The sequence below is a fragment of the Thioprofundum lithotrophicum genome, assembly GCF_055387065.1.
Genome location: NZ_AP042379.1, coordinates 1,075,636 through 1,096,853, shown reverse-complemented (window position 1 = coordinate 1,096,853; position 21,218 = coordinate 1,075,636). Strand labels below are relative to the sequence as shown.

The window sequence follows — 21,218 nt, the reverse complement described above, 5'->3', positions numbered from 1 at the left end:
GTTCAGTTGGCGATGAGGGTGAACACCCCGTCGTCTTCCGGATAGAGGCTGGTGAATTGCAGCCGCGGGGGCTGTCCGGGTGCCAGTGACCATTGCGGACGGCGGTTGAAGATCCGCCCTGGCAGGAAAGGCTCCTGCAGCCGCCACTGCCTCTCGCGGGATGGCAGGGGAAGGGCGACGGCCTGCCCCTTGTCGGTGTCGCGCAGGATGCCCCGGGCCGGGTCGAGCAGCAGCCAGCGCCCGTCGGGCAGAGGCAGGAGGGGGCCGGCATCATCCGTGACTCGCCACTGACCGTTGGCGCCGATGCGCAGGTGGACCCGATCCGCCAGCCCCAGCAGCGTGTAGTCCCCGGCGCAGCGCAGGCTGGCCAGCAGCGAGGGCGCATCGAAGGCGCCCTGCTTCTGCACGAAGGCCGCAGCCAGGCTGGCGAGGGGCAGCCGGGCCTGCTGGCGGAGGTCGCCGTGCCGGGGGATGCGCCAGATCTGCAGCACGTCTTCACCCGCCGGCCAGGCAGCGACGGCGAAACCGTTGCCGCAGGCGGCGATGGCCAGGCTCTCCTGTGGAATGGGGAAAGGGATCGTGGGGTTGGGTTCGACTTCCAGCAGCGCCGGGGCCGCGGGCGGTGCCTCGGTGGCCAGCGGCAGGCGCCACAGCCGCCAGTAGCGCCCGTGGAGCACCGCCACCAGCAGGCTATCGCCGTCACGCGTCAGGCGCAGGATGTCTCCGGGCCCGGCCAGGGCCTTGTGCAGACGGTCTTCCAGAGCCGCCGGCAGGGGTTCTTCCGGCGGCGCGGGAACAAAGGCCAGGGGCGGCGGATCCCGCACCTCCACCGTCGTTTCGGCTGCACGCCCCGCGCCGTGAACCCGGATCCGGTGGTGCCCGGGCGCCAGGCGGAGACGCACGCGGTAGAGATTGGCCCCGTGCAGGTCACGGTAGGGCTTCCCGTCGACCTCGAGCGCCACGGCCAGGGGATGGATCGCCACGCTGGAGACCGGCTGGTTGCCGCCCACCGGGTCGCCCCAGTCGCCGGCCATGCCCGGCCCCCAGGCCACGGCCCGGATCAGCAGCATCACCTCGGGTCCCGTGATGCTGCCGGCGGGAGGATGCAGCAGTTCCACGCGGGCGCCGGGCGGGACCGGCCAGGAACAGCCCGCGAGCAGGAGCAGAATCGCCAGCGCGGTCGCGAGGCGGTGGTTCATGCCATGCCCTCCGGTGACAACAACGCCCCCCACGCCGACCAGTAGAAGGCCTGCCAGGTCAGCCAGTGCAGCAGCAGGGCAGACGGGCGCAGCTTCCGGCCGCCGGCCATGGCCAGCAACAGGAGGGGAAGGGCCAGCACCAGCGCCACGAGTTGCAGGCGCAGGGGCAGGTGCAGGTAACCCGCTCCCTGCAGGCTTAGCGTCACCACCAGCAGCCCAACGAGGTGCCCGGCGAGGAGGCGGGCCGGGCGCACCGCGCCGGCGGTCCGTAGCGCGGCCCAGGCCAGGAGCGGAACGGTGAGGGGCAGGATCGCACCGGGACCGAACAGCGGGGCCATGCGCCACGCCGCCCAGAGGGAAAGCGGCAGCAGCACCAGGAGCAGGATCCGGCCCGGTGCCATCGGTCAGTCCTGCAGCGGCAGGGCGAGCAGAACGGCATCCGATCCCGGCGTGCCCAGGCGGCGCCCTGCAAGACTCACCTCGCCGCTCGCCACACCGCCCAGGTAGAGCCGTCCGCCCGCCACGCAGGCCTGCTGCCAGCGGAGGCCGGGGCCCTGGCGCACTTCGCCGGCAGGCAGGGCCTGCTGGCTGCGCAGTTCCCCGGTGCGGGCCGAGAGGCGCAGAATCTGATGAGCGTTCACTGCCACCAGCTCTTCGCCATGGCGGGCGAGGGTCAGCAGTTCGCTGCCGTCACAGGGCAGATCCCGCAGCCAGCGGGGCCGGCCGTCGGCGTCCCAGGTGGCCAGGAAGCAGCCGTCCCGCTCTTCGCCCACCCGGGCGAGGCGCAGGTCACCGCTGCGGATGGCCAGGTGGTAGCGGCCGAGCAGATAGCTGTGGCCCCGGGCATCGATCAGCAGGGGCCCGCCTTCCACACGGGCCAGATCCAGGCCGCCGGCGCCGCCGAAGCGGGCCTCGGCGGGCGCCACGCTGGCCACCCAGCGCAACCGGCCTTCACTGCTCGCGTGGAGGATCGCAAGGGCCGCCAGCGGCGGCAGGGGCTGGCTGCGGAACATCCGTTCCACGCTCTCGCGCATGCCTGGCGGAAACGTGCCCGTCAGGGGCAGCTCGCCGGGCCGGGGACTGTCCAAGGTCCGATCACCGATCCCGACCCGGCCGCTGAAGGTGCCGACCGCCCATACCCCTGCGTCGGCGGCCGCAAGGCCGTGCCTCTGCCAGAAGAATTGGCTCAGGGCGATGACCGCGGGGGCAGCATTGCCGGGGCCGGTGCGGATCGGCAGTTGCCAGCCATCGAGTCGTTCGAGATGGGCGGTCCCATCGGCGCCGCTGGCACCGGCGCGGGGCGCCATGCGGGTGAAGTACAGGGTGGCCCCGCCGGTGGCCAGGCTGTCGCCGGCGGGGCCGCGATCCCGGCGCAGATCGACAATCTTGCCGGTGGCCGCATCGATCCGTGCCAGCCAGAAGCGGCCGATCGGTTCGTTGTCACTGTTGCGCCCGCCCAGGGCCCACAGGCTGTCGTGCTGGAAGGCCAGCGCAGCGGCGGCGTATACGCTGTGGCCGCCGTGCGTGGCATCGTCGGGCAGGGCGCCGAGCCAGGCGGGTTCGTCTCCTCCTCGCCAGAGGCCGAGCACCAGGCTCGCCGCCTGGCGGGCCGCGCCGGCGGTCACCGCCACAAAGCGGGGTGGCGCGCCGGCTGGCTGGCGGGGTGGCGGAGGCGCCACGGCAAAGGCCAGGGTCTGGCCGTCGCAGGCCAGGGCATCGAGGCGCGCGACGTTTTCCAGCACCAGCAGGGCTTCGGCGCGGATCGCCACCGGCCACGTCCAGACCAGGATGGCGAGGATCGCGATCCGGATCATTTGCCGGGAACCCGGCGGACGGGAATGCGGATGGCCTGCCATTGCGGGGTATGGGGGCTGTGCTGGCGACGGGCTTCGCGGATCAGCTGCTGCACTTCGGCCGGGAAGGGGGCATCGCGGCGAATGTCGAACAGCCGGTAGTGCACCTTCAGACGCAGGCTCTCCCCGCCGGCGAAGGGCATGGCCACCGGCAGCGCCCGTTCCAGCTCCGCCGTGTCGCGGCCCTGGCCGAGGGCGTCGAGTACGGCCTCGAGCACCGGGGTGCCGGCGGCGGCATCGAGATAGACTTCCATCTCCCGGTTGCGGGCCGGATCGCCGGCCGAGGGTTGTCCCTGCCGGTGGCCCCAGATGCGCTGGGCGTCGGAATAGATGTCGGCGTGATAGGGCATCGGCGGTGGCACGTCGGACCAGACCACGATGGCGGGAGTGTAGTGTCCATCGACCGGCTTGCCGAGCCGCACGTAGGCGCAGGATCGGGGCGGGAAGGGCGTGACGCCCAGCGGCCCCACGTACAGGGGACCGCTGGCCATGGGCATCGGCATGGCCGGGGTTTCTGCCAGTTGCAGCTCACCGCAATAACTGAAGCGTTCCAGGGCCAGGCCGGGCGTGCCGGCCAGCAGGCCGAGCAGCAGCAGAACGATGCGGATGTTCATGGTCGCGTGCCTCGCGTATCCGGATGTGGGATAAAGTCAGCGCCGGGCCAGGATTACCTCCACCCGCCGGTTGCGGGCGCGGTGGGCGTCGGAGTCGTTCGGCATCACCGGGCGGCTTTCACCGAAGCCCTTGGGGGCCAGTCGCCGGGCGTCCACGCCCAGCCGCGCCAGCGCCAGGGCCACCACGTGGGCCCGCAGCTCCGAGAGCACCAGGTTGAAGCGGGGGGGACCCACGTCGTCCGTGTGTCCCTCGACGCGGATCCGGCCCTTGCGCAGGTTCGCCAGCCGGGCGAGTTTCTTTAGGGTCGCCTGGGCGGCGGGCTTGAGCTGCCACTTGCCGAAGTCGAACAGGATGGCTTCACTGAGGGTGATCTTGAGGCCTTCGGGCGTCTTCACCGCGCCGAGATCCCGGATCAGATCCCGTTCCGCCTGCGGCACGGCTTCCGCCTGGCTGTAGGTGGCGAGGCGCAGATCACCCACCAGGGCGGGGGCCTCGGCGTAAGGTTTTGGCGTGCCGTAGGTGCGATAGAAATAGAGGCTCAGGCCGCCGATGGGCCGGCGGGGATGAAAGGGCCGCTGGGCCACCCGCTTGCCGTCCACGTAAAAACGCAGCAGGCCGCGACGCACCTGGATGGCGATGCGGTGGACGGTTTCCCGGGCCAGCGGGGCCGACAGATCGAAGCGCAGCTGGCCGGGATCGTCACGCAGGCCGAAGCGGGCCTTGTCGCAGGCCAGATGGGCGCCGGCCAGGCTGCCATAGGCATAGGCCATGGCCTCGTTCATGCGCAGCATCTGATCCGCCGAGTGCAGGCGCAATTCCACGTAGGGGCAACCCTGCGCCGCCACCCACACGGGAAATTCGAGGCTGAAGTCTTTCGGCAGTGTCTTCGGGAAAGCCAGCGAGAGAATCGTGCCCATGTCCAGGGGTCGGATCCAGATCCGGTTCTGGAAGCGGGCGCATTCGTAGGCCCCTTTCACCACCCCCATCTCCGGTAGCAGCTCACCGACCGGGCAGCGGCGCAGATCGGTCTGCAACAACACCTTGTCGCCGGGCTGATAGGCATAGCGTTCGGCGGCGCCCTCGATGCCGGTAGCCGCCGCGGTCAGGGGCAGGAACAGGAGCGTGCTCAGGAGCGGGAGCAGTCGTTGCAGCATGCGGGTTCTCCTTTGCTGTTTTTCCACAACCTGCACGGCAAGGAATGGGGCTGCCGCAGGGGCTTTGCAAGCCTCCTTCAACCGTACCACAGCAGGGGCAGGTAGGTGATCAGCAGCACCGCCACCAGCAGCACCAGCAGGAAGGGGAAGGTGGCGCGGTAGATGTCTTCCACCGGGCGGCCGAAGCGGTAGCTGGCGATGAACAGGTTCAGGCCCACCGGCGGGGTGAGGTAGCCGAGCTGCATGTTGGCCAGGAAGATGATCCCCAGGTGCACGGGGCTGATGCCGTAGCCGAGGGCCACTGGCAGCAGCAGGGGCACCATGATCACCAGCGCCGAGAAGATGTCGAGGAAGGCGCCGAGGATCAGCAGCACGAGGTTGAGCAGGAGCAGGAAGGTGAGGCGGTCGTCGATGTGGGCGCGGGTCCATTCGAACAGTTTCACCGGCACCTCGGCGTCCACCAGGAAGTTGGTGAAGGCCAGCGACACGCCGAGGATCAGCAGGATGCCGCCCACCACGATCATCGACTCGCGCATGATCCGCGGCAGGGCGCGCAGCGGAATCTCGCGGTAGACGAACACCTCCACCAGCAGCACGTAGAGGGCGGTCATGGCCGCCGCTTCCGAGACGGCGAACCAGCCGCCGTAGATCCCGCCCAGCACCACCAGCGGCAGGGGCAGTTCCCAGCGGGCGTCCCTGAGCGCCGCCCAGGCGGCGCGGCGGTCGAAGGGCTGCAGGGGAATCACGTCGTGGCGGGTGCTCCACAGGCTCCAGATCCCGAGCAGGAACAGCATCAGCAGGGTGGGCAGGATGCCGGCCACGAACAGCTGGCCCAGGGAGAAGGGCGCGCCGATGTCGAGCTGCTGCACCACCACCGCATACAGGATCAGCGGCAGGGAGGGCGGCAGCAGCAGGCCCAGGCTGCCGGCGGAGGTCACCAGGCCCAGACTGAAGCGGTCGCCGTAGCCCACCTCGCGCAGGGCCGGGTAGAGCAGGGCGCCGAGGGCCACGATGGTCACGCCGGTGGCGCCGGTGAAGGCGGTGAACAGGGCGCAGGCGAACAGGGTCACGGTGACCAGCTCCGCGGGCATCCAGCCCAGCAGGCTGCGCGACAGGCGCACCAGGCGATGGGAGGTGCGGCTCTCGGCCAGCAGATAGCCGGCGAAGGTGAAAAGCGGCAGGGCCACCAGCAGCGGGGTGTCGGTGAGGCGGTAGATCTCGATGGCGATCACCGACAGATCCACCTCGCTGCTCCAGAAGCCGAGCAGGGCGGCGGCGGCGATCACCGCGAACAGGGGCGCGCCCGAGAGGGCCAGCAGCACCAGCAGCAGCACCGCCAGGCCGATCATGCCACGGGCTCCGCGGGTGGCCGCCCGCGCAGGGCCGAAAGGCCGTAGCGCAGGCCCATCACGGTGAAGCCGAAGGGGATGATGGCCTCGGTCAGCCACACGGGCACGGCGGCGAAGGCCGGATAGCCGTCGGCGAACTCCATGCGCACCAGCTCCCCGGCGTGCCAGGCCACGATCAGGCAGACGGCGGCGGTGAACAGATCGGTGAGGCGGTGCACGATTTCCCGCCCGCGCGGGGGCAGGCGGCGGGCGAACACGTCGATGTGGATGTGTTCATGGCGGCGGCTGGCGATCATGGCGCCCACCATGCCCAGCCACAGCACCAGGATTCGCACCAGGGGATCGCCCCAGGCCAGCCCCGAGTGGAGGAAGTTGCGCAGCAGCACCTGGGTGACGGCGAAGCCGATGGTGGCGGTGAGAATCGACACCAGCACCGCCCCTTCCAGGCGCCAGAGCAGGCGGTGCAGCCGTTGCAGGGAGGGTGCCACGGGGATGACCGGTTCAGGGCGCGGCGCCGCGGCGCACTGCGGCCAGGGTGTCCTCGAGGAGGCGCATCAGGGCAGGATCGAAGTGCTCGGCGCGGCGCAGGTGGTCGCGGGCCCGGGCGGCCAGGGTTTCCCACTCCCGCCGGGCCTCGGGGGAGGGGGTGAGGAAGGTGATGCCCTGCTGGCGCAGGGCGGTCAGCGCCTGATGGTTGTCCTGGCGGTTGCGGCGATCGATTTCGCGGAAGGTCTGGCCCATCACCTCGCGCACGATGGCCTGGTCACCGGGGCTGAGGCGAGCGAAGGCGCGCTGGTCGATGATCATCAGGGCATAGCTGTAGAGCAGCGGCAGATCCAGCAGGTATTTCACCTGGGTGTGCCATTGCAGGGCCAGCGCGGCGATGGGCGGCGCGGCCACCGTGTCCACCAGGCCGGTCTGCAGGGCGGTGAGCACGTCGCCCATGGGCAGGGGAATGGGCTGGATGTCGAAGGCCTCGATGGCCTCCCGGGACATGCGATCGATGTCCGGCACCCAGGCCTTGTGCCGGCGCAGCTCGGCCACCGTGGTGACGGGCGCCTGCGAGAGCAGGTAGGCGAAGCCGCCTTCGGCGATGCCGAAGCTGACGAAGCCCCGCTTCTCCAGGCCGGCGAGGATGGGCCCGTCGAGTTTCGCGCGCACCGCATCCACTTCCTCAAGGTTGCGGAACAGCATGGGCAGGTTGTAGAGCTGGCTGTCGGGATACAGGGCGCTGATGGCGCCCGAGGCCACCGCGCCGCCCTGCAGTTGCCGCACGCGGATCTTGCGCAGCACCGCCTTGTCGTCACCCATCACCCCGCCCGGGTAGAACTTGAACTTCACCCGCCCGCCGGTGCGCTCGCGGATGGTTTTGGCCGCGGCGCGGAACTGCTGCATCCAGGAAGAGCCGTCGGGCGAGAGGGTGGCGATCTTGAAGGTGGCCGCGTGGGTCAGGCCCAGGGGCAGGAGCAGGGCCAGGACGAGCAGGATCCGGATCGGGCGCATGGCGTTTCCTCAGAAATAGTCCTCGGCCTCGGCCAGCAGGCGCCGGGCCTGCTGGCGGGCCAGCATGTTGAGCAGGGTCAGGCCGGGGGCGTACGGATCGGCTTCGAGCACCCTGTGCAGTTGCCGTTCATACAGCTTCCGGTCGAAGACCAGCCGCGCATAGTAGCGGGCATAGAGCACCCGGGCCGTCAGGTTGCGCCCGCCCGACAGCGCGATGGCCTTCTCGAAGTGGGCCCGGGCTTCCTCCGGCTTGCCACCCATGGCCGGCGGCACCAGAGAGGCCATCACGCCCAGATACAGGTGGGCGTTGCCGTGTTGCCAGCCCTCGTCCAGTTCGATCACCCGCTGCATCAGGGCCTTGACCCGCGGCAACTCGGCGATCACCGTCCAGTCGCCGGTATTGGCCTCGATCCAGCCGGCCCAGGCGCTGCCCAGGGTGTAGAGGGCGGGCAAATCGGCCCGTACCAGCGCGGCCAGGCGCGGCGCCAGTTCGGCAAAGGGCAGGGTCTGCAGATCACAGAGGCGTTCCTGCCAGAGGCAGGCACCGCGCCGGGCATAGTCGAGGGCGCGGGCCGCCAGGCGACGGCGCCGGTCGGGATCATGGACGAACACGCCGGCATAGGCCCCATAGAGGGCCGAGGCCGACTGCAGCAGGCGCGGATCGTCCGGGTTCTGGCGCACGCGGCTGTCGAGCAACACCAGGTAGGCCGGCAGGGCGCTGGCCACGGTGGCCGGATCGTCGTGATCGAGCAGCGCCTGGCCGAGCTGGTCGGCCATGTCGCCGGTGGCCTGGGCGATCAGCGAACCGCAGCCGGGCAGGCCGATCAGAAATGGCAGGACGAACAGCCAGCGCAGGCGGGACAGCAGGGGGGATCCTGATGAGCGGGCGGCGTCCATGGCCGTATTCTGCACCAAAACCCGACAGCGGACATCCTGCGGCAGGGCCCTCAGACGATTTACCTATGGGGGGCGGTGGGACTTTCTGGTATATGTTTTTCTGTCTCCACAACAACAAGCAAGAAGAAGGATTTCCCCTGCCGGGGGTCGGGATGAGGCGTGAATATCGCAGTCGTTGACGATGACCAGGAACTGGCGGCCCTGATCTGCCTGTGGCTGGAGCAGGCCGGGCACGTCTGCCAGGCCTTTCACGAGGCGGAGGACTTCCGGCGCGCCATCCTCGACAACCAAAACTTCGACATCGTGCTGCTCGACTGGGTGATGCCGGGGCTCGACGGGGAACAGCTTCTGCACTGGCTGCGCCGCCAGCCGGTGGGCAACCTCGCCGTGATCTTCGTCACCGCCCGGGATACCGAGGACGACATGGTGCGGATCCTCAACCAGGGCGCCGACGACTACCTGGTCAAGCCGGTCAGCCAGCGGGCCCTGCTGGCGCGGGTCGGGGCAGTGGCGCGGCGGTTGCCTGGCCGCCAGAACGGCGGGCGGCTGCGCATCGGTCCCTACGATATCGACGTGGCGGCGCGCCGCATCCGCCGCGGCGACGAACCGATCCGGCTCACCGACAAGGAGTTCGAGCTGGCCCATTTCCTGTTTCGCAATCTCGGCCGCCTGCTCACCCGCGAGCAGATCCTGGCCTCGGTCTGGGGCTACGAGGCCGACGTCAACACCCGGACCATCGACACCCACATCAGCCGCATCCGCAAGAAACTGCAACTGGTGCCGGAACAGGGCTGGCGCCTGGCTTCCGTCTATCACCAGGGCTATCGCCTGGAACAGGTCGTGGCCAGATAGCCGTTCCGAACTCCCGATCATTTTGGACGCTTGATCCAGCTTCCGGTACGCCTCAAGGGCTCTGTGCGAGTAGCAAACAGATGCCCAGGTATTCGGAATAACCATATGGCGGCCAGGGGGTGGGCTGGCGATTTTTCACCGAAATCCCCGCCGGGCGTGTATAATTCCCGCCCTTTTCCCCACCGAATCGTAATTCAAGGCATCCCTTCGTGATTGAGAACCTGCGCAACATCGCCATCATCGCCCACGTGGATCATGGCAAGACCACCCTCGTCGACAAGCTCCTGACCCAGTCCGGCACCCTCGAAAGCCGCACCGATCTTGGCGAGCGGGTCATGGACTCCAACGATCTGGAGCGCGAGCGGGGCATCACCATCCTCTCCAAGAACACCGCCATCCGCTGGGGCGACTACCGCATCAACATCGTCGACACCCCTGGCCACGCCGACTTCGGCGGCGAGGTGGAGCGGGTGCTGTCCATGGTCGATTCGGTGCTGCTGCTGGTGGATGCGGTGGAAGGCCCCATGCCCCAGACCCGTTTCGTCACCCAGAAGGCGCTGGCCCGGGGCCTGCGGCCCATCGTGGTGATCAACAAGATCGACCGCCCCGGCGCGCGCCCCGACTGGGTGCTGGATCAGACCTTCGATCTGTTCGACCGCCTGGGCGCCACCGACGAGCAGCTCGACTTCCCGGTGATCTACGCCTCGGGCCTGGCCGGCTATGCCGGCCTCGAGGCCGAGGTTCGCGAAGGCGACATGACGCCGCTGTTCGAGGCCATCGTCGAGCACGTGCCGGCGCCCGCCGTGGACGTGGACGGCCCCTTCCAGCTCCAGGTCAGCTCGCTGGACTACAACAGCTACGTGGGCGTGATCGGCATCGGCCGCATCACCCGCGGGCGCATCGCCCCCAACACGGCCGTGACCCTGATCGATCGCGAGGGCAACACCCGCAACGGCCGCATCCTGCAGATCCACGGCTTCCTCGGCCTCGAGCGCGTGGAGGTGGACGAGGCGGTGGCCGGCGACATCATCGCCTTCACCGGCATCGACGGCCTGAACATCTCCGATACCCTCTGCGACCCGGCCCACGTGGAGGCCCTGCCGCCCCTCTCGGTGGACGAGCCCACCGTGAGCATGACCTTCCAGGTCAACAACTCGCCCTTCGCCGGCCGCGAGGGCAAGTTCGTCACCTCCCGCCAGATCAAGGAGCGCCTGGAGCAGGAGCTGATCCACAACGTGGCCCTGCGCGTGGAGCAGCTCGACGATCCGGACAAGTTCCGCGTCTCCGGCCGCGGCGAGCTGCACCTCTCGGTGCTGATCGAGACCATGCGCCGCGAAGGTTACGAACTCGGCGTCTCGCGCCCCGAGGTGATCGTGCGCGAAATCGACGGCGAGCTGCAGGAGCCCTACGAGCAGCTCACCGTGGACGTGGAGGAGGCGCACCAGGGCGCGGTGATGGAAAAGCTCGGCGAGCGCGGCGCCGAGCTCAAGGACATGGTGCCCGACGGCAAGGGCCGGGTGCGCATGGACTTCCTCATTCCCGCCCGCGGCCTGATCGGCTTTCGCACCGAGTTCCTCACCGCCACCCAGGGTTCGGGCCTGCTCTACAACGTCTTCGATCACTACGGCCCCGTGAAGCCCGGCCACTACGGCCAGCGCAACAACGGCGTGCTGATCGCCAACGGCAACGGCAAGGCCCTGGCCTATGCCCTGTTCAACCTCCAGGAGCGCGGCCGCCTGTTCATCGGCCACGGCGAGGAGGTCTACGAAGGCATGATCATCGGCATCCACTCGCGGGCCAACGATCTGGTGGTCAACCCCCTCAAGGCCAAGCAGCTCACCAACGTGCGCGCCGCCGGCTCCGACGAAAACCTGCTGCTCACCCCACCCATCCGCATGAGCCTGGAACAGGCCCTGGAGTTCATCGACGACGACGAACTGGTGGAAGTCACCCCCGAAAACATCCGCATCCGCAAGAAACTGCTCAAGGAACACGAGCGCAAGCGGGCGGGTCGGGCCCTGGCGGGCTGAAAGCCCGCCAGGGCCCGACAGGGACGAGTGGCGAGGAAACAAAACCTCGGCCCTCGTCACTCGTCCCTCGGCCCTTTCCCTCAGAACGGTTTCCTGTCCCGCGTGTCTGTGTTTATATTCAGGTCGCTGCCAGCCTGACAAATCCCATAACGAGAACGTGGAGGAGATCGCCATGATTGGAAAGAAGAACATCGTCTTCGGGTTTCTGTATCTGGTTCTGACCGCATCCCTGGGCATCGTGATGGTGGACAAGTACGAGGACTTCGGCGCGGCCATGCTCGAGAAGCAGACGGCGGTCGGCCGCTTGCAGCAGCTCAAGGAAAACGGTTTCGAGGAAGAGCTGGAACCCCTGTCGGCCGAGCAGATCGCCAGGGCCAACACCGACGGCATCCTGGCCCTGAACAAGCTGCGCAACGAAGAGATGGGCATCGATACGCTCAAGGGCGGCCCCCATGCCCACGGCAACCTCGAATCCCTGCTCAACATCGCCGCCGGCATCGCCCTGATGTTCATTGCCGTGGCCCGCTGGTTCAAGCAGCTCATCTCCTGGCTGTTCATCCTCGGCGCGGTGTTCCATTCGGGCATGCTGTATCTTTCCCGGGCGCTGGATCAGGCCTGGGCCGAAAGCCTGCTCGTGGCCGGCCCGCCGCTGGTACTGCTGGCCCTGCTGACCATCGGCATCGCCGCCCTGATCGGCTGGCGGGGAGAGATCGTCCGCGACTGATGGAGACGCTGTACCCGCCCATCCAGCCCTACGCCGAACACCGGCTGGCCGTGGCGCCGCCCCACGTGCTGCATCTCGAGGAATGCGGCAACCCCGACGGCCTGCCGGTGCTGTTCGTCCATGGCGGGCCGGGGGCGGGGTGCGAGCCCTGGCACCGGCAGTTCTTCGATCCGGAGACGTACCGGATCATTCTCTTCGATCAGCGCGGCGCCGGGCGCTCCACGCCCCATGCCGAACTGGCCGGCAACACCACGGCCGATCTGGTGGCCGACATGGAGGCCATCCGCGAACACCTGGGCGTGGATCGCTGGCTGCTGTTCGGTGGCTCCTGGGGCTCGACCCTCTCGCTGGTCTATGCCCAGACCCATCCCGAGCGGGTCCTGGGCCTGATCCTGCGCGGGATCTTCCTCTGCCGGGCCGAGGAGATCCGCTGGTTCTACCAGGAAGGCGCCAGTCGCATCTTTCCCGATCACTGGCAGGACTTCCTGCGCCCCATCCCCGAAAGGGAGCACGGCGATCTGCTGCACGCCTACCACCGCCGCCTCACCGGCGACGACGAGGTGGCGCGCATGGCCGCGGCCAAGGCCTGGTCCCTGTGGGAGGGGCGCACCGCCACCCTGCGGCCGCGCCGCTCGGTGATCGCGCATTTTGCCGATCCCCACACCGCCCTGGCCCTGGCGCGCATCGAGGCCCACTACTTCGTCCACGGCGCGTTCCTCGAGCCGGATCAGATCCTGCGCGACGCCCCGCGCCTGGCCGACATCCCGGGCATTCTCGTCCAGGGCCGCTACGATCTCATCTGCCCCATGCAGAGCGCCTGGGATCTGCACCGCGCCTGGCCACGGGCCGAGCTGCAGATCGTGCCCGACGCCGGCCACGCCGCCAGCGAGCCCGGCACCGTCGATGCCCTGATCCGCGCCACCCGGCGCATGGCGCGGGAACTGTCGGCATGATCGCCCTGATCCAGCGCGTCACGGAGGCCAGGGTGGTGGTGGATGGCGAGACCGTGGGCGCCATCGACCGTGGCATCCTGGCCCTCGTCGGCGTGCAGAAGGGCGACACGGAGGCCGACGGACAGCGCCTGCTCGCCCGGCTGCTCGGCTACCGGATCTTTCCCGACGCCACCGGGCGCATGAACCTCGCCCTGCGCGACATCGACGGCGGCCTGCTGCTGGTGCCCCAGTTCACCCTCGCCGCCGACACCCGCAAGGGCTTGCGCCCCAGCTTCTCCAGCGCCGCGCCGCCGGCGAGGGGGCAGGCGCTGTTCGAACACCTCCTGCAGTCCGCCCGCGCCGCCTGGCCCCGCGTGGCCACCGGCCGCTTCGGCGCCGACATGCAGGTGCATCTGATCAACGACGGCCCGGTGACCTTCTGGCTGCAGGCCGGGCCCAGCGGAGAGACGTCATGAAACACCTGCTTCCCCTGATGCTGATTCCGTGGCTGCTGGCCTGCGGGGAACGGCCGGCGGCCCCGCCCGAAGACACCTGGCCCTGGCAGATCCGCGTGCTCGACTCGGGGCACAGCCGGGTGTTCGGCATCACCCTCGGCCGCAGCACCCTGGGCGAGGCGGCGGAGCGGCTCGGGCGCGGCTACAAGCTGGCCCTGTTCGAGGACAAGGCCGGCCGCTATTCCCTCGAGGTGTATTACAACGAACTCACCCGCGGCGGCCTCAGCGGCAAGCTGATCCTGGTGCTGGAAGGCGAACAGGCCGATCTGGCCGAACTGCGCCGCCGCGCCACCAGCCGCCAGGTGCTCGGCTCGGGCAACATCCGCTACACCCTGAGCGATGCCGATCAGCTCGCCGTCCCCTCCCGCCGCATCACCGGCCTCGACTACATCCCCTACGTGAACCTTGACCCGGAAGTGATCACCGCCCGTTTCGGCACGCCCGCCGAGCGGATCCGCCTCGAGGCCGGCCGCGAGCACTGGCTGTATCCCGACCGGGGCCTCGACATCCTGCTCGATCCGGAAGGCCGGGAGCTGCTCCAGTACGTGCCGCCGGCCGACTTCGCCAGACTCGTGCAACCGCTGCGCGAGGCCCAGGCAACCGCCACGGACAATAAATAGGTATGGGCAGACCGGCACGGTCTCCCGCATAAAAACGCCTTATGTGAGCGGCCAAAAATACTAATGCAACAATTTGGCAAATAGCGCTTTATTCGGGCAGGAAAAGTCGCTAAATTGTGCGTCTGCCGATGACCGCCCCCGCCGGCAGGCGCGCTCGCCTTCGCAGGTCGGGTCAGGGCGGCCCGCGGGGCACTGCAAGACCGCGGTCGGCACTCGAATAACAACGTTCTTAGCAGCACAGCTTCGTCGGGGAACACAACGCCATTCTTGAACCGTTCTAGGTGCCTGGTGCCATTAGTCATGCTTGTTTGTCGCAAAAATCATTGATTGGCTGCGATAAACGGAATGATTGATAATCGCCGAAAAATTTTGACTTAAAACAGGAGGTCAGCAAACGTCATGTTTACCAACAACCCTTTCGCCGGATTGGCAGGAATGGAACTGACAGGGTCGATCACGCCCGCCGTCATGCAGGGCTACATCATCCTGATGGTCGTCCTGGTCGTGCTGGGCACCGTGCTCGACATGATGCACAAGAAAAGTGCCAAGTTCTTCTTCGAGAAGTCGAAGAAGTGGGAACAACAGGCCAAGCGCCCCGTCAGCGGCGGTGAAAAGTTCGGCCTGCTGATCAAGACCATCCTCAGCGAAGTGCTGACCTCCTCCGAGTTCTGCTACACGCCTCGGCGGATCTCCCACCTCCTGACCATGTACGGCTTCGTCATCTTCGTGGTCACCACCGCCATGATCATCTTCGGCGCCGACACCAGCTCCGGCACCCTGCCGTTCTTCTGGCACCTGGGCGCGCTGATGCTCGCCATCGGCGGTTACTGGTTCTGGTTCTTCATCCGGGTCGACGTCTCGGCCGAAGGCCACAAGTGGTACCAGGTGCATCGTGACGACCTGTTCATCGTCTCCCTGATCACCACCGCCACCTTCGCCCTGCTCTGGTCCTTCTTCCAGAATGGCGGCTCGGAGGGCTGGGCGCTGCTGTTCTTCGCCCTGTTCATCATCTCCGCCACCACCCTGTTCGGCACCGTCCTGTGGTCCAAGTTCGCCCACATGTTCTTCAAGCCGGCGGCGGCCTTCGAGAAGCGCATCCGCAAGGCGGACGGCACCCGCGACAACCTGCCCGACGACTACGATCCGCGTGATCCGGCCGTCCAGGCCAAGTTCCCGGATCTGCCGAAGTACCTGGGCAAGAATCCGCCCAACATGGGGCTGGGTATCAAACGTGAAACGCCGCGCCATTACTGATCGATAAAGCAAGGAGTCAGAAAAATGCCAACTTTTGTATACATGACGCGTTGCGATGGCTGTGGCCACTGCGTCGATATCTGTCCTTCGGACATCATGCACATCGATACCGTCACCCGTCGGGCCTACAACATCGAGCCGAACATGTGCTGGGAGTGCTTCTCCTGCGTGAAGGCCTGCCCGATGAACGCCATCGACGTTCGCGGCTATGCCGACTTCGCGCCGCTGGGCCACTCGGTGCGCGTCAAGCGCGACGAAGAGAAGGGCATCATTGCCTGGCGCATCAAGTTCCGCAACGGCCAGAAAGACTTCGAGCTGGTCGCCCCCATCACCACCAAGCCGTGGGGCTCGGCCATCCCCAATCTGCGGGAAGTGCCCGAACCGACCCAGGAACAGCGCGACAGCCAGCTGCTGTACAACGAGCCGAAGTACATCCGCATGGATGACGGCGGTCTGCACACGCTGGAGTCGAATGGCCTGAAAATGAAAGCAGGGGTGTACTACTAATGGATCACAAGACTATCGTAGAAGACAACATCGACATCCTGGTGTGCGGTGCGGGTCTGGGTGGCACCGGTGCCGCCTTCGAAGCCCGCTACTGGGGCAAGAACAAGAAGATCGTGATTGCCGAGAAGGCGAACATCGATCGTTCCGGCGCCGTGGCCCAGGGCCTGTACGCCATCAACTGCTACATGGGCACCCGCTTCGGCGAGAACAACCCGGAAGATCACGTGCGCTACGCCCGCATCGACCTGATGGGCATGGTCCGTGAAGACCTGCTGTTCGACATGGCCCGTCACGTGGACTCGGCCGTGCACCAGTTCGAGGAATGGGGCCTGCCGCTGATGCGCGATCCCAAGACCGGCGCCTACCAGCGTGAAGGCCGCTGGCAGATCATGATCCACGGCGAGTCCTACAAGCCCATCGTGGCCGAGGCCGCCAAGAAGTCGGCCGACAAGGTCTACAACCGGATCTGCGTCACCCACCTGCTGATGGACGAAGCCAAGGAAAACCGCGTGGCCGGTGCCGTGGGCTTCAACGTCCGTACCGGTGACTTCCACGTCTTCAAGTCCAAGACCGTGATCGTCGCCGCCGGTGGCGCCTCCAACATCTTCAAGCCGCGTTCCGTCGGTGAAGGCGCGGGCCGCGTCTGGTACGCGCCCTGGTCCTCCGGTTCGGCCTACGGCCTGCTGATCGAGGCCGGCGCCAAGATGACCCAGATGGAAAACCGCATCGTGCTGGCCCGCTTCAAGGACGGTTACGGTCCGGTGGGTGCCTACTTCCTGCACCTCAAGACCTACACCCAGAACGCCTACGGCGAAGAGTACGAGTCCAAGTGGTGGCCGGAACTGCAGAAGATGGTGGGCAAGGAATACCTCGACCCCGAGGCTTCGCACCGCACCCATCGTCCGATCCCGACCTGTCTGCGTAACCACGCCCTCATCTCCGAGGTGAACGCCGGTCGCGGTCCGATCCACATGGTCACCATGGAAGCCTTCCAGGATCCGCACCTGGAAGAGATCGGCTGGCACAACTTCCTGGGCATGACCGTCGGCCAGGCCGTACTCTGGGCCGCCACCGACGTGGATCCCAAGAACGAGAACCCGGAGCTCACCACCTCCGAGCCCTATGTCATGGGTTCCCACGCCACCGGTTGCGGTGCCTGGTGCTCCGGCCCCGAAGACGTCTCCCCGCCCGAGTACTTCTGGGGTTACAACCGCATGACCACCGTCGAAGGCCTGTTTGGCGCCGGTGACGCCGTGGGCGGTACCCCGCACGCCTTCTCCTCCGGCTCCTTCACCGAAGGCCGGCTGGCGGCCAAGGCGGCCTGCAAGTACATCGACGACGGCAAGGCCGAAGGCATCGTGGTCTCCGAGAAGCAGATCGCCGACCGCAAGGCCGAGATCTACAAGCCGATGGAGCACTACCGCGTCTATCGCAACGAGATCACCGCGGGCGACGTGAATCCCAACTACATCAACCCGCGTCAGGGTCTCGACCGTCTGCAGAAGCTGATGGACGAGTACTGCGCCGGCGCCAGCGTCAACTACGTGACCAACGACAAGCTCCTGCACATCGGCCTGAAGAAGCTCAAGATCATGGAAGAGGATCTGGAGAAGCTGGCCGCCAAGGACTACCACGAGCTGCTGCGGGCCTGGGAACTGAAGCACCGTCTCCGCACTTCGGAAGCGGTCATGCATCACACCCTGTTCCGCAAGGAGACCCGTTGGCCCGGTTACTACTACCGTGGTGACGCCATGAAGCTCGACGATGAGAACTGGCATGTGCTGACCGTCTCCCATCGCGATCCCAAGACCGGGGAATACACGATGGAGAAGGCACCCTGCTACCACATCGTGGGTGAAGACGAAGAGTAACGGCATGTCCGTCTAGCCTGGGGCACCCGCAAGGCCTTGCCAAAGGCATTGCGGGTGCCTTTCCATTGTGGCTGCATGCAGTCCTGGCTTGTCGAGCGACCATTCCGCCATTTCAACAGAGTGTCCAACCGATAGATGAACATGACCAGCGAAGCGACCACAGCGAACAGGCAGAACATCATTCATCTGAGTGATGAAGAGATCCAGGAAGTCGCCCATCCCATGTGGGCGGACCTGATCAAGTATTCCAACAAGGGCCAGTACGGCAAGTTTGCACGCAAGTTTTCCTACAACCTGCTGTTCGGCCTGAATGAAGTCGAAATGGGCAAGCAGTTCGCCAAGAGTGAACTGGCCCGCAATCTCGACCCGAATTTCGATTACCTCGGCATCATCCGCCGGGGTGAGCACGTGACCGTGCTGTACCGCGTTCGCAGCACCAAGCGCGAAGGCGAATGGCTGGGCCGCCTGGTGCTCGGCTTCGAAAACGGCGAAGTGCGCATCTTCGGCGCGTCCATTTTCTGAGCGCGTCAGCCCGCCGCGTCACAAGAGGCATTCCGATTCCATCATGGCCAAAGAAGAGATCCCCCCGATCGAAGACGCCATCGGCAAGAACAAATACGTCGAGCTGATGTACAAGGTCATCGACAAGAAGACCGGCTCGGTACTGACCGAGGTGCAGTATCCGATCGGCTACGTGCACGGCGTGAACGAGATCCTGGCGCCGGCGGTGATGGCCGAACTCGAGGGCCGTCTGCCCGGCGACGTGATCGAGGTGCCCATCGACTGCAACCAGCTCTACGGCCCGCGCGACGAGTCGCTGGTGATCATCGAGCCCATCGAAAACGTGCCCGAGGAGTACCGCGAAGTGGGGCTGTCGATCCTGATGGAGAACGACCGCGGCGAGACCCGCACCTTCTACGTTACCCGGGTAGACAAGAAGTCGATCACCATCGACGGCAACAACCCCCTGTGTGGACGGGAAGTGATCTTCCGCCTGGAGATCAAGACCGTGCGTGATGCCACCGAGGAAGAGATCGAGCACGGCGGCAAGGTCGAGGAGGTGCCCAACGTGGAAGGCACCATCAAGGTGCCGCTGGCCTGAAGCAACAAGGCGGCATGGCAGAGGCAGCGAAGGAAAAACCGGCCGGCAAGCGGGATCCCAACGATCCCTGCCTGTTCTGCACCGACCCGCAGGGCGTGTCGCTGGAGAACGATCTGGCCTACAGCGCCCGCGACACGAATCCCGTGAGCCCCGGGCATACGGTGATCATTCCGCGGCGGCACGTGGCCAGCTTCTTCGACCTGACGGCCGAGGAGGTCGAGGCCTGCATGGATCTGCTGCGCCGGGAAAAGGCGCGGATCGATGCGGAGCATGGGCCGGACGGCTATAATGTCGGCGTCAATGTCGGCAAGGCGGCCGGACAGAGCATCTTTCATGTCCACATCCACCTCATCCCGCGTTACGCGGGCGACGTGGAGAATCCGCAGGGGGGCGTGCGGCACGTGATCCCCCGCAAGGCGCACTATTCGCGCCGCTGAACAACAACGTCAGCCTGAAGGGAGGGGCTGGCCAACATTTGTCTGACCTCCCGAACAGCCATTGAGGAGCATGATCATGAGCGAAGCACCGAAGACCCGTCCCAAGGTACCCGAAGGCCACGCCCGCTTCGTGCGGACCCGCCAGAAAGAGCCGACCGAAACCGGTTACGTCGGCTACGAAACCATCTGGGAGTCCTTCCAGAAGGAAGTGCCCTACACCACGCCGAAGAAGCCCTGAAGCCTCCCCGGCGCGATCCGCCCGGATCGCGCCCGCTTCACCCTCGCTTTTCCTCTGTGAAGGTCGGCCCTGGCCCCGGGCGGGGATCAGGCTGCGCCTGTCCGTCTTTCCGTGCGTTCCAGCCGCTCACCCACGATTTTGCCGACCAGCCATGACGGTGCCACTGCCTGCAGGCGCGGCGCAATCCGCCATGGCAAGGTTCCTCTTTGCCGGCTCCGCTGCGCTTGAGCCGACCTACATGGGTTCACGACCTGGTTGCGCCCCGCTCGCTTGGCTTCATGGAGCCTGGTAGGCCGGTTCAAGCGCAACGGAACCGGCATTTTCGTGCGGCGTGATGTGTCGGCTCCGCTTCGCTTGAGCCGACCTACATGGGTTGGAACACGACCGGGATGCGCCCTGCCCGCTTGGCTTCATGGAGTATGGTAGGCCGGTTCAAGCGCAGCGGAACCGGCATTTTCGTGCGGCGTGATGTGTCGGCTCCGCGTCGCTTGAGCCGACCTACATGGGTTGGAATACGACCTGGTTGCGTCCCGCCCGCTTGGCCTCATAGAGCCCCCGATCGGCGGCATCGAGCAGTTGCGCGCCAGTGTCCTCCGGCGGCGGCTGGTCGTTGTCGTCCAGCGAGCTGCAGCCGATGGAGACGGTGATCGAAAGTGGCGCCTCGCCAACGGCGAAACCGGCGCCGTGGGCCACGGCGAGGCGGATGCGTTCGGCGATGTCCATGGCCGCGGCGACGTCGGTGGCGGCAAGCAGCACGGCGAATTCCTCGCCGCCCAGACGCGCCAGCACGTCGTTGAGGCGCATCTGGCTCTTGAGGATGCCGGCCAGGTGCTGCAGGACGGCATCGCCGGCCGCGTGGCCGTGGCGGTCGTTGACCTGCTTGAAGTGATCGATGTCGAGAATGAGGCAGCTCAGGGGCGTGGCGTCGCGCCGGGCCTGGGCGATCGCCTCGCGCAGGCGGGCATCGAAATAGCGCCGGTTGTGCAGGCCGGTCAGCGGATCGAGCAGGCCCAGCCGGCGGACCCGCTCGTGGTTCAGGGCGTTCTCGATGCACACGGCGAGCACGCTCGCCAGCCGGGCCAGGAAGTCGCTGGCGGTGCCGGCGATGAACCGCTCGGGCCGGCGGCTGCCGATGGCCAGCTGGCCGAGTCCGCTCCGGCGGCGGATGAGCGGGAGCAGGGCGGCGGAGGCGATGCCGCTGACACCGGGAAAAAGCTCGGCCGCCTGCGCCGTGTCGAGGGGGCCGAGCCGCAGCGGCGCGTCCGCAGGAAGGGGGTGGTCGACGAGCAGCAGGCGCGGATCGGCGGGGCGATCCCGATCGGCAAGGATGCGCCGGATCTCGTGATCGGGATCGGCCAGGCGCAGGGAGATGGCGTCCAGCTCGAAGCGGCGGGGATAGTCGGAGAAGAGCACCTCGAGCAGTTTGCCGAGGCCGGCCGCGGCCATGAAGTCCACTTCCTGCTGCAGGAAGCGCTGCAACTTGTGCTCGTTTTCCTGGGCCTGACTGACGAAGGCCCTGAGCTGACGGCGGAGTCGTCGGACTTCCTGCGCGGGGTCCGCAGGCAT

The 21,218-nt window shown here is 67.0% G+C and carries 23 protein-coding genes; 13 read left to right on the top strand and 10 right to left on the bottom strand.

Features of this window, described 5'->3' with window-relative positions:
- Window positions 1–2 precede the first annotated feature (2 nt).
- The 9 genes from ACZ5BH_RS05190 to ACZ5BH_RS05150 all read right to left on the bottom strand — a co-directional run bounded on the left by ACZ5BH_RS05190 (window position 3) and on the right by ACZ5BH_RS05150 (window position 8,570).
- A complete protein-coding gene (locus tag ACZ5BH_RS05190) occupies window positions 3–1,199 on the bottom strand; it encodes a hypothetical protein (RefSeq protein WP_464890853.1) in 1,197 nt (398 codons plus the stop codon).
- Window positions 1,196–1,600, bottom strand: coding sequence for a hypothetical protein (locus ACZ5BH_RS05185; RefSeq protein ID WP_464890852.1), 405 nt, complete (start codon window positions 1,598–1,600; stop codon window positions 1,196–1,198). Before ACZ5BH_RS05185 ends, ACZ5BH_RS05190 begins: the two co-directional genes overlap by 4 nt.
- 3 nt (window positions 1,601–1,603) lie before the next feature.
- A complete protein-coding gene (locus ACZ5BH_RS05180) occupies window positions 1,604–3,013 on the bottom strand; it encodes a hypothetical protein (RefSeq protein WP_464890851.1) in 1,410 nt (469 codons plus the stop codon).
- Window positions 3,010–3,666: a hypothetical protein gene (locus ACZ5BH_RS05175; RefSeq protein ID WP_464890850.1), complete on the bottom strand. Its 657-nt coding sequence runs from the start codon at window positions 3,664–3,666 to the stop codon at window positions 3,010–3,012. The genes ACZ5BH_RS05180 and ACZ5BH_RS05175 overlap by 4 nt, the downstream gene beginning before the upstream one ends.
- Before the next feature lie 36 nt (window positions 3,667–3,702).
- On the bottom strand, window positions 3,703–4,821 hold the full coding sequence (locus ACZ5BH_RS05170; RefSeq protein ID WP_464890849.1) for an OmpA family protein: 1,119 nt from the start codon (window positions 4,819–4,821) through the stop codon (window positions 3,703–3,705).
- Between the two features lie 77 nt (window positions 4,822–4,898).
- A complete protein-coding gene (locus ACZ5BH_RS05165) occupies window positions 4,899–6,170 on the bottom strand; it encodes a TRAP transporter large permease (RefSeq protein WP_464890848.1) in 1,272 nt (423 codons plus the stop codon).
- On the bottom strand, window positions 6,167–6,658 hold the full coding sequence (locus ACZ5BH_RS05160; RefSeq protein WP_464890847.1) for a TRAP transporter small permease: 492 nt from the start codon (window positions 6,656–6,658) through the stop codon (window positions 6,167–6,169). Before ACZ5BH_RS05160 ends, ACZ5BH_RS05165 begins: the two co-directional genes overlap by 4 nt.
- Before the next feature lie 13 nt (window positions 6,659–6,671).
- Window positions 6,672–7,673, bottom strand: coding sequence for a TRAP transporter substrate-binding protein (locus tag ACZ5BH_RS05155; RefSeq protein WP_464890846.1), 1,002 nt, complete (start codon window positions 7,671–7,673; stop codon window positions 6,672–6,674).
- Between the two features lie 9 nt (window positions 7,674–7,682).
- Complete coding sequence (locus tag ACZ5BH_RS05150) at window positions 7,683–8,570, bottom strand: TRAP transporter TatT component family protein (RefSeq protein ID WP_464890845.1); 888 nt, start codon at window positions 8,568–8,570, stop codon at window positions 7,683–7,685.
- Window positions 8,571–8,729: 159 nt separating this feature from the next.
- Here ACZ5BH_RS05150 and ACZ5BH_RS05145 point away from each other — a divergent pair, with 159 nt between their 5' ends.
- The 13 genes from ACZ5BH_RS05145 (at window position 8,730) to ACZ5BH_RS05085 (ending at window position 19,652) form a co-directional block, all read left to right on the top strand.
- Entirely contained in the window at window positions 8,730–9,422 is a 693-nt protein-coding gene (locus ACZ5BH_RS05145) for a response regulator transcription factor (protein WP_464890844.1), read from the top strand.
- Window positions 9,423–9,631: 209 nt separating this feature from the next.
- The gene (gene typA, locus ACZ5BH_RS05140; RefSeq protein WP_464890843.1) at window positions 9,632–11,452 is read left to right on the top strand and encodes a translational GTPase TypA; all 1,821 of its coding nucleotides are present in this window, start codon (window positions 9,632–9,634) and stop codon (window positions 11,450–11,452) included.
- A 172-nt stretch (window positions 11,453–11,624) separates the two neighbouring features.
- Entirely contained in the window at window positions 11,625–12,176 is a 552-nt protein-coding gene (locus ACZ5BH_RS05135; protein ID WP_464890842.1) for a hypothetical protein, read from the top strand.
- Window positions 12,176–13,129 carry a prolyl aminopeptidase gene (gene pip, locus ACZ5BH_RS05130; protein WP_464890841.1) on the top strand — a complete coding sequence of 318 codons (954 nt, stop codon included), beginning with the start codon at window positions 12,176–12,178 and terminating at the stop codon, window positions 13,127–13,129. The genes ACZ5BH_RS05135 and pip overlap by 1 nt, the downstream gene beginning before the upstream one ends.
- A complete protein-coding gene (gene dtd, locus ACZ5BH_RS05125; protein ID WP_464890840.1) occupies window positions 13,126–13,584 on the top strand; it encodes a D-aminoacyl-tRNA deacylase in 459 nt (152 codons plus the stop codon). The genes pip and dtd overlap by 4 nt, the downstream gene beginning before the upstream one ends.
- Complete coding sequence (locus tag ACZ5BH_RS05120; protein WP_464890839.1) at window positions 13,581–14,243, top strand: hypothetical protein; 663 nt, start codon at window positions 13,581–13,583, stop codon at window positions 14,241–14,243. The genes dtd and ACZ5BH_RS05120 overlap by 4 nt, the downstream gene beginning before the upstream one ends.
- A gap of 399 nt (window positions 14,244–14,642) precedes the next feature.
- Window positions 14,643–15,497: an adenylyl-sulfate reductase gene (locus ACZ5BH_RS05115; RefSeq protein ID WP_464890838.1), complete on the top strand. Its 855-nt coding sequence runs from the start codon at window positions 14,643–14,645 to the stop codon at window positions 15,495–15,497.
- Between the two features lie 24 nt (window positions 15,498–15,521).
- Window positions 15,522–16,004, top strand: coding sequence for an adenylyl-sulfate reductase subunit beta (gene aprB, locus ACZ5BH_RS05110; RefSeq protein ID WP_464890837.1), 483 nt, complete (start codon window positions 15,522–15,524; stop codon window positions 16,002–16,004).
- Window positions 16,004–17,875: an adenylyl-sulfate reductase subunit alpha gene (aprA, locus tag ACZ5BH_RS05105; RefSeq protein ID WP_464890836.1), complete on the top strand. Its 1,872-nt coding sequence runs from the start codon at window positions 16,004–16,006 to the stop codon at window positions 17,873–17,875. The genes aprB and aprA overlap by 1 nt, the downstream gene beginning before the upstream one ends.
- Window positions 17,876–18,010: 135 nt before the next feature.
- Entirely contained in the window at window positions 18,011–18,397 is a 387-nt protein-coding gene (locus ACZ5BH_RS05100) for a hypothetical protein (protein ID WP_464890835.1), read from the top strand.
- Window positions 18,398–18,464: 67 nt separating this feature from the next.
- Window positions 18,465–18,977: an FKBP-type peptidyl-prolyl cis-trans isomerase gene (locus tag ACZ5BH_RS05095; protein WP_464891196.1), complete on the top strand. Its 513-nt coding sequence runs from the start codon at window positions 18,465–18,467 to the stop codon at window positions 18,975–18,977.
- 14 nt (window positions 18,978–18,991) lie between these two features.
- Entirely contained in the window at window positions 18,992–19,414 is a 423-nt protein-coding gene (locus ACZ5BH_RS05090) for an HIT family protein (RefSeq protein WP_464890834.1), read from the top strand.
- 76 nt (window positions 19,415–19,490) lie between these two features.
- On the top strand, window positions 19,491–19,652 hold the full coding sequence (locus tag ACZ5BH_RS05085; RefSeq protein ID WP_464890833.1) for a hypothetical protein: 162 nt from the start codon (window positions 19,491–19,493) through the stop codon (window positions 19,650–19,652).
- A 498-nt stretch (window positions 19,653–20,150) separates the two neighbouring features.
- On the opposite strand, the gene ACZ5BH_RS05080 is transcribed toward ACZ5BH_RS05085, so the two are convergent.
- A complete protein-coding gene (locus ACZ5BH_RS05080; RefSeq protein ID WP_464890832.1) occupies window positions 20,151–21,218 on the bottom strand; it encodes a GGDEF domain-containing protein in 1,068 nt (355 codons plus the stop codon).

Bases quoted from the DNA above. Each gene is read 5' to 3' on its own strand.
- ACZ5BH_RS05190 (WP_464890853.1), bottom strand. From the start codon at position 1,199: ATGAACCACCGCCTCGCGACCGCGCTGGCGATTCTGCTCCTGCTCGCG.
- ACZ5BH_RS05185 (WP_464890852.1), bottom strand. From the start codon at position 1,600: ATGGCACCGGGCCGGATCCTGCTCCTGGTGCTGCTGCCGCTTTCCCTC.
- ACZ5BH_RS05180 (WP_464890851.1), bottom strand. From the start codon at position 3,013: ATGATCCGGATCGCGATCCTCGCCATCCTGGTCTGGACGTGGCCGGTG.
- ACZ5BH_RS05175 (WP_464890850.1), bottom strand. From the start codon at position 3,666: ATGAACATCCGCATCGTTCTGCTGCTGCTCGGCCTGCTGGCCGGCACG.
- ACZ5BH_RS05170 (WP_464890849.1), bottom strand. From the start codon at position 4,821: ATGCTGCAACGACTGCTCCCGCTCCTGAGCACGCTCCTGTTCCTGCCC.
- ACZ5BH_RS05165 (WP_464890848.1), bottom strand. From the start codon at position 6,170: ATGATCGGCCTGGCGGTGCTGCTGCTGGTGCTGCTGGCCCTCTCGGGC.
- ACZ5BH_RS05155 (WP_464890846.1), bottom strand. From the start codon at position 7,673: ATGCGCCCGATCCGGATCCTGCTCGTCCTGGCCCTGCTCCTGCCCCTG.
- ACZ5BH_RS05150 (WP_464890845.1), bottom strand. From the start codon at position 8,570: ATGGACGCCGCCCGCTCATCAGGATCCCCCCTGCTGTCCCGCCTGCGC.
- ACZ5BH_RS05135 (WP_464890842.1), top strand. From the start codon at position 11,625: ATGATTGGAAAGAAGAACATCGTCTTCGGGTTTCTGTATCTGGTTCTG.
- pip (WP_464890841.1), top strand. From the start codon at position 12,176: ATGGAGACGCTGTACCCGCCCATCCAGCCCTACGCCGAACACCGGCTG.
- dtd (WP_464890840.1), top strand. From the start codon at position 13,126: ATGATCGCCCTGATCCAGCGCGTCACGGAGGCCAGGGTGGTGGTGGAT.
- ACZ5BH_RS05120 (WP_464890839.1), top strand. From the start codon at position 13,581: ATGAAACACCTGCTTCCCCTGATGCTGATTCCGTGGCTGCTGGCCTGC.
- ACZ5BH_RS05115 (WP_464890838.1), top strand. From the start codon at position 14,643: ATGTTTACCAACAACCCTTTCGCCGGATTGGCAGGAATGGAACTGACA.
- aprB (WP_464890837.1), top strand. From the start codon at position 15,522: ATGCCAACTTTTGTATACATGACGCGTTGCGATGGCTGTGGCCACTGC.
- aprA (WP_464890836.1), top strand. From the start codon at position 16,004: ATGGATCACAAGACTATCGTAGAAGACAACATCGACATCCTGGTGTGC.
- ACZ5BH_RS05100 (WP_464890835.1), top strand. From the start codon at position 18,011: ATGAACATGACCAGCGAAGCGACCACAGCGAACAGGCAGAACATCATT.
- ACZ5BH_RS05090 (WP_464890834.1), top strand. From the start codon at position 18,992: ATGGCAGAGGCAGCGAAGGAAAAACCGGCCGGCAAGCGGGATCCCAAC.
- ACZ5BH_RS05085 (WP_464890833.1), top strand. From the start codon at position 19,491: ATGAGCGAAGCACCGAAGACCCGTCCCAAGGTACCCGAAGGCCACGCC.
- ACZ5BH_RS05080 (WP_464890832.1), bottom strand. From the start codon at position 21,218: ATGCCTGCGGACCCCGCGCAGGAAGTCCGACGACTCCGCCGTCAGCTC.